Raw genomic sequence first — 6,354 nt, forward strand, 5'->3', positions numbered from 1 at the left:
GATGGCCCGGATCGAGCGACACGAACAGAAAGAGCACCACTTCCAGCAACCCGCCGGCTGCGGCCACCAGCCTGTCGCACTACCAGCGGCCCTGTGAACCCTCGAATGACTTACGAACTGGACCACTAAGGTTCGCTGCCGCCTGCCCGGCTAAAGGTGATTCACGTGTCAGCGGGCCATTAAGAACTAGGATTGCGCCACAGCCGCCACCAGAGACTGACGTGGACGCGCGTCCGGAAGCGTCGAGCCAGGCTCCGGACGCGCGTTCCGCCCGAGGAGGCCACGTGAAGGAGCGGGTTCATACGAGCTTGCTGCGGGCGACTCTGGCTGCTGTCATTGCCGTCACAGCTGGGTGCATCGACACATCTGGCGGACCGCAGTCCGATCACATAACCGTCGAACGTCGCATAACCGTCGGAGGGCAGGATCCGCGAATCCTGCTCCATGACGGGTCCGGCCCTGCGATGCAAGCACTTCTCACAGGCCAACTGACCTACACCGCATCAACCAAATGCCTCACGGTCAGGCGGGCAGAGCAGGCGAACGTTCCGGTGGTTCTCCTTTGGCCGCCGGGGACACGCCCCGTCATCCAAGAGGGCAAGCGCGGCGTGCGCCTGCTCGACGACGGCGCCACCCTTCTAGAAGGAGCCGAAGTAAGGATCGGCGGAGGATACGTCGACTGGGAGGCACACCCGCCTGCCGGGATGACGTTCCCTGACGCCTGTGTCGCCGACCCCGCCAGCCCTGCCGGCCCTGACATTTTCGATGTGAGCTCAGTCGACCCGGTCGGGTAGGCTCGGCAAGTTTGTTGAGAACAGCGAGGCCGGACCGTGATCGCGTGCCAGATGCGTGCCAGAACGGGCGGCCAACCACGGTCACCCGCGGGATTCACGGTCACTCGACCCGCTCTGACCAGCACTCCCGTTTCCCAAGTCAGGGACCACCAAGACCAGTAGCCGGTTCCCAAGCTGACGGCGCGGGTTCGATCCCCGTCACCCCCTCTCACTGTGAAAGCCCAGGTAGACCGATGGATTCGGTACCTGGGGTTTGATGTTTCCTAGTCTGTTGATCTCTGCGTGCCATCAGGTCCGGCGATCGTCCGGAGGGAACCGGCAGGTTGGGTGGGTCGTCCTCGTCGTCGCGTGCCGGTTCGCGCCCGATGAGGTGCTTGTCGATGGATTCGGTGATCAGCTTGGTGGCTTCCCGGACGGCATGCTGGTAGATCATCGCCGCGCGGACGTTGTCGTGTCCCAGCAGCGCCATGAGTCCTTGAGGCCTGCGCCCGAGTCCGCCGAGAACACGCCGGAATGACCGCTCGCGGGATGCAGACCACGTGCTTGCCTGCCTTGGACGTGGGCGGATCATGTACCAGATCTTCTGTGGAGCGTTCCAAGAAGCCAGGCGCATACGGACCGTCCTGTGTCGAGATCAAGCCGGCGCCGGGCGCTGCACGCCGAGCCCGCCATACCAACCGAACACGCCGACCGGGGTTGCCACGCCGCCGCACCGATATAGCCCTTACGATCGCCACGGCGTGGCCGGTCACCGCACGAACGTGGTTACGGTCTGCGTGCCGCTTCCGTGATCGTCGGAGCGCCGGACGTGCCCAAGCCGGACGCCCAGCACCCAGCACCCCGCCACCCGCCGCGACGTGCTGGGCGTCGCCGACTCCGACCGAACCCGCCTGGCGCGCGGCCCGCGACAGGCGAACCGGCCCGCCCTCAGCCGGCGGTCCGACCGCTCGGGTCGGCGAGCTGCTCGCACCAGCGCGAAGCCGGATCAACGTACGGTCGCAGCAACGCGGTCAGACCCGGATCGCTTCGGCCGAGGAGATCGTCGGTCACGATCTTCCGGGCCACTCCGGCGAGCACATCGGCGACCTGGACCCGTGGGTCGGTTCGCGAGTCCGCTTGACGGAATCGGATGAAGCGGCCTTGAGCCGGGAGGCGGATCATCTCGAGCGGCGGCGCGGCCAGGATCTGCTCGAGTCGCCGCATCCGCCGCTCGGTCAGCGCGGACTGCTCGTCGTGGACGACCGCGACCGGATGCAGGCCACCACTCCAATGGAGCACGGCGCGGGCGAGGGCGGGAAGCAACGGTTCCAGGACGGGCTGCAGGGCCCGGTCCTCGAGAAGCCGGGCGCGAGCGGCATATGCCTCCCGCCGTCCGTCGCGCAGCTCGTCGAGGATTCTTCCGACCTGCCTGCCGCCCGCCAGGGCCCGGAGCGCCTCGACCTGGCCGAAGAACGCGTCGACAGGTGCTCGCACGCGGCGGTGACGGTCTGCGCGTAGGACCACGTTGGTCGCTGTCAGGAATGCCTGCCAAGGTTCCCGGCCGAAGGTGTCCGGGCCGGCGCGGCAGAGCGTGGCCGCCAAGTTTGCCAGCCGCTGGTCCGGGCGCAGGCCAAGGCTCGCCGCGTCCGCGGAGCCCCCGATGAACAGGTCGAGAACCCTGCCGAGCACGAAACAGGACTTGTGGGTCAGATGGACCATGGCGCGGCCATGCACGGGACCGGACGGGCCGAGAAACCCGGCAAGGTCCGATCCGCTCTTCGTCCGGAGCAGGTGCGAGGCCTTGTATTCGTAGCTGTGCTGTCTGGATCGGCCTCGGAGTGCGCGGATACACTCCGAGGCCACGTTGATGTCCAGCCGGACGCTGGCATGTGCGATGACGTCGGAGTTTCCGGCCGTGAGGTTGCTACCTTCCCAGCCCGACTCGTCGCACGCGATCTCGAGGGTATGCCCAATCGATGTCTGTGTAGTCTCCACTGCTGTCTTTCCTGGCGCTCCGACGGAAACGTCGACGTGTGATCACGGATTGACGTTCACGCCAGCCGGGCTGCCAGAAGACATAAGACCATCGTCACCGCTCGACCCGAGTTTCGCCACCGACTTTCCGTGAGAGGGGATCCGAAACCGAGGTCGAGACCGTCGATGAACGCGGCAGCCTGCTCGACTGTCTGCGTCGGTACCGGCTGACGCTCCAGATGAAGTGCGCCGATCTGGTCGCCAAGGAGCTTGCCCGGCGATCCGGGCCACCGTCCACGATGTCCCTGTTTGTGCTGGTACGGCACCTGGACGAGGAAGAGCGACACTTGTTCCCGCCGGGTGATGACCGGCCGGGACGCGCCGAAGCTGTACTGCACCGCCGAGGACCGCGTGGCCGGCGGCGAAGGAGTTCGGTATGGCAATGAGGTCCGCCGGATCGGACTCGGGCCGGACACTCTCGACCGGCCTCAACTGCAGGTCAGTGCCTCTACAAGCCAAGAGCCCCGCAGTTCCCAAGCCGACAGCGGCGAGGCGTACAGGGATGCGTGTGCCGGGCCCAAAGGCCGTATCGGACTGTCCGTTCTCATGGCGGTCATCGGGACTCACAGGTGCTCAGGGTCACTCGGCCGACCTCTGTCAGCCGCTCTCTTTGAGGAAGCCGGGGTAGCTCCAGCGTCTGGGCCACGCTCGCGTAAGCCGCGCGCATGAGTGAGCCTGGCTCTAACCACGAAACGTTCTCTGAAACGGATCCCGTCTGGCATCTCCGATCGCGCGGAGACGCTTGCTCACTCCAGACGGCGGGGTGCTCAGTCGATGATCGCTGGGAGGTACGAGTCGGGCTCCCAGTCGTCCTCGACACCCAAATCCTCAGGATCACCAGGGTCATCCCACTCGTCGAGTTCCTGGCGATCGTTGGTGTTGACGTCGACTCCGGCATCGGTGAACTGGGTGCGGACCCTCTCGGTCATCTCCTCCGACATGTAATGGTGGTGCAGGTCGAGCCGGTCCAGGGCGCGGAAGATCGGGGTGTCCAGAAGGACGCGGGCGCCCTTGTCGGTGAGGGTGCCCAAGGACAGGTCGAGGGCGGCCAGTCGGCGAGTGATGGGGGCGTCGGCCAGAGCGGCGACCAGTTCGTCGGTGTCCTGGCCGTTGCGCAGACCGAGATTCTTCAGAGCGGGGAAGGCCGAGCCCGACAGCAGCGGTGCCAGATCGGCGGGTCGGGCGCCGTCGTTGTCCGCCGAGCCGAGGAAGAGCTCCAGGTGCTCCAGTGCAGGGAGCTCGGAGGCCAGAACGCTGCGTACCACGACCGGATCCAGCCGGTGGGACTGAAGCGTCAGGCGGCGCAATCCTTCGTGACGCGGTACGTTCCACGCGAGCCGGAAGGCCCCGATCCCTTGGAACGCCATGTGGTCGGCCCCCCGGACGGCGAATTCGCTCAACCTGGGAAAGGTCGCCAACAGCGGTGAGACGTCGGACTGCGCGACCCAGGAGATCTTGCTGGTCTCCGTCGCGATGACCTCGCCGAAGAACAGCGCGCTCAGCGCGGGGAACTCCGCGGAACGTTCGATCAGCAGGTCGCGCACCTCGTCGGGCCTGTCATTGGCCAGCCCGGGATTCCAGCAGTCACCGATGATCAGTGCGGTGATGACCGTGGTGTCGATCTCGTTGATAAAGCGCTCAAGGTAATCCCGGAAGCGTTCCTCGTTCCCGCCGCTCTCCAACCGCAATCGCCACGCGAACGCGCTCGGATCGGCTTTCGCCGCGGCGAACCGTTCATCGGGAGGCAGCGAGTCGGGTTTGGGGCGGCCCTCCTTCTCCGCCTCGAACCCGGCATGCAGCAACTTGACGGCGAGCGCCTCCGTGGACAGGAAGTCGATGGTCTCCAGCCCTGCGAATTCAGGCATGTACCTACGGTTTGGCATGTGCAGCATCGGCCAGGCGGTCGATCGGGACGAGCGTGCCGTCCAGGATCGCGTAGGCGAGCCGGGCGGCTCGGGCAGCTGCGGCCTGCACATCTTCGGCGAGTGCTGCCAGCAGGTCGACGCTTTCGCGGACGTAGCGCCAGGCGGTGGCGGTGCCGATACCGAAGCCGGCGGCCAGGCGGGTGTAGGTGTCGCCGTTGCGCAGGTGGCCCAGGACCAGCAACGCCTGCCGGGCGGGGTCTAACCGGCGCCATCTGCTGCGGCGCTCGGTTCGCCGCTCGCGGATCAGGCCGGCCAGGCGGGTCAGGGTGCGGTTGGACAGCGGGATGGCGGCACGGTAGAACAGCAACTCGGAGCCTCTGGTCCAGCGGTTGATCTTGGTCGACAACCCTTGTACCAGAGGCTCCGCTACTTGTCGATCAAGCCTGCCAACGTATCCCGCCCCCGACCTGCAGCTTCAGGTTGGAAAACCCTCATCGATCCACCCTGAAAGCCGGGGCGAGGGATGAACCGCCGGATGGACCCTCGCTCCATCGCGACGTGCCAGGGGTGCACGGTTTGACGGCGGGCGTGGCGATAAGGTCCCAGGCGTGAAGGACGTTGCTGGTGGGGCTGGAGACGAATGGTTCCCAGCTGGTTCGCAAGACGTGCCGGCGCGGTCGGTCGTGATGATGTGTGGGATCGCGGGGTCAGGCAAGTCGACCCATGCACAGGCGTTGGAACGACGCGGCTATGTCAGGCTGTCGATCGATGAAGAGATCTGGGTGCGGTTCGGGCGCGATGCTGCCGAGTTCGATCCGGCAGAGTACGAGGACCACAAGGCGGCCGCTGAGGAAACCCTGAGAAAGCGGCTCGTAGACCTGATGGAAGTCGGCCAACCGGTGGTCTTGGACTACAGCTTTTGGCGCCGGACGACTCGTGATGACTACAAGGCCCTGATCGAGAGTCATGGGTGCCGGTGGGAACTGATCTATCTCAAGGCAAGCCCAGAGACGCTGCGCCAGCGGCTGGCCGTACGCAACAAGTCGCACGGGGCCAACTCTGTGACCGTGTCGGAGGATCTTCTCAACAAGTATCTGGCCGGATTTGAGGAGCCCGTTGACGAAGGGGAGCTCACGATCCTGCAGGACTGACAACCGATGGCGAGAGGCGTACGACACCTCGTGGCGCAGCGGTGCGGGCGACGGCTGGCGCACGGGGCGCTCCACTGACGAGCGGGATGGCTCGGACTGGATGTTCGACCTGCTCATCGATCGTGCACCGGCGGCTTACGTGGCATGGTCGGCCACTGACGATGAGCAGCCGCCGCCCGTGCCGGTGGAGCCGGTCGCGCACATCTTCACGCCCAGCACGCCCAGCACGGTCACAGGAGATGTCGTCAGAGGGCTGTACCCGGAGATCGGCCTGCGCGACGTCCGGGCCGATCTCCGGGAGATCGGCTATCCGCCCGAGTGATACGTGTACGGCTTGAACCGCGTCTGGCCGAATTCTGGCCCCGCGAGGTGTCCAACCGTGGGTGCGGTATGCCGCGGGTATATCGGGCCGATGTTCACGGCATGATCGCCTTGACGGCTGGACCGGCGGCTGGCGGAATAGACGTCCGCGTCTTGGAAGGAAACCCGTGCGTCTCGCTCGTCCTCTTGCTGCCGCCATGCTCGTGGTCG

7 protein-coding genes and 1 pseudogene are annotated in these 6,354 nt (G+C 66.0%); 4 read left to right on the plus strand and 4 right to left on the minus strand.

Features of this window, described 5'->3' with window-relative positions:
• Nucleotides 1-284 precede the first annotated feature (284 nt).
• On the plus strand, nt 285-794 hold the full coding sequence (locus ETD86_RS51750; protein WP_138673960.1) for a hypothetical protein: 510 nt from the start codon (nt 285-287) through the stop codon (nt 792-794).
• A 208-nt stretch (nt 795-1,002) separates the two neighbouring features.
• Here the strand turns inward: ETD86_RS51750 and ETD86_RS51755 are convergent, their stop codons facing one another.
• A complete protein-coding gene (locus tag ETD86_RS51755; RefSeq protein WP_138673961.1) occupies nt 1,003-1,263 on the minus strand; it encodes a hypothetical protein in 261 nt (86 codons plus the stop codon).
• Nucleotides 1,264-1,721: 458 nt separating this feature from the next.
• On the minus strand, nt 1,722-2,492 hold the full coding sequence (locus ETD86_RS51760) for a hypothetical protein (RefSeq protein ID WP_211370872.1): 771 nt from the start codon (nt 2,490-2,492) through the stop codon (nt 1,722-1,724).
• A gap of 494 nt (nt 2,493-2,986) precedes the next feature.
• Here ETD86_RS51760 and ETD86_RS60465 point away from each other — a divergent pair, with 494 nt between their 5' ends.
• Entirely contained in the window at nt 2,987-3,193 is a 207-nt protein-coding gene (locus ETD86_RS60465) for a hypothetical protein (RefSeq protein ID WP_425465714.1), read from the plus strand.
• A 381-nt stretch (nt 3,194-3,574) separates the two neighbouring features.
• On the opposite strand, the gene ETD86_RS51770 is transcribed toward ETD86_RS60465, so the two are convergent.
• Together ETD86_RS51770 and ETD86_RS51775 are read right to left on the minus strand one after the other, a co-directional pair.
• Nucleotides 3,575-4,672, minus strand: a complete 1,098-nt coding sequence (locus tag ETD86_RS51770; protein WP_138673963.1) for an STM4015 family protein — start codon at nt 4,670-4,672, stop codon at nt 3,575-3,577.
• A gap of 25 nt (nt 4,673-4,697) precedes the next feature.
• Nucleotides 4,698-5,039 (minus strand): annotated as a pseudogene (locus tag ETD86_RS51775) (helix-turn-helix domain-containing protein); the annotation flags it as partial.
• Nucleotides 5,040-5,280: 241 nt separating this feature from the next.
• Here ETD86_RS51775 and ETD86_RS51780 point away from each other — a divergent pair.
• Together ETD86_RS51780 and ETD86_RS51785 are read left to right on the plus strand one after the other, a co-directional pair.
• Nucleotides 5,281-5,823: a P-loop nucleotide/nucleoside kinase family protein gene (locus ETD86_RS51780; RefSeq protein ID WP_211370873.1), complete on the plus strand. Its 543-nt coding sequence runs from the start codon at nt 5,281-5,283 to the stop codon at nt 5,821-5,823.
• Nucleotides 5,789-6,145, plus strand: coding sequence for a hypothetical protein (locus ETD86_RS51785; RefSeq protein ID WP_138673964.1), 357 nt, complete (start codon nt 5,789-5,791; stop codon nt 6,143-6,145). Before ETD86_RS51780 ends, ETD86_RS51785 begins: the two co-directional genes overlap by 35 nt.
• Nucleotides 6,146-6,354 lie beyond the last annotated feature (209 nt).

The sequence above is a fragment of the Nonomuraea turkmeniaca genome (assembly GCF_005889735.1).
GTDB classification, from domain to species: domain Bacteria; phylum Actinomycetota; class Actinomycetes; order Streptosporangiales; family Streptosporangiaceae; genus Nonomuraea; species Nonomuraea turkmeniaca.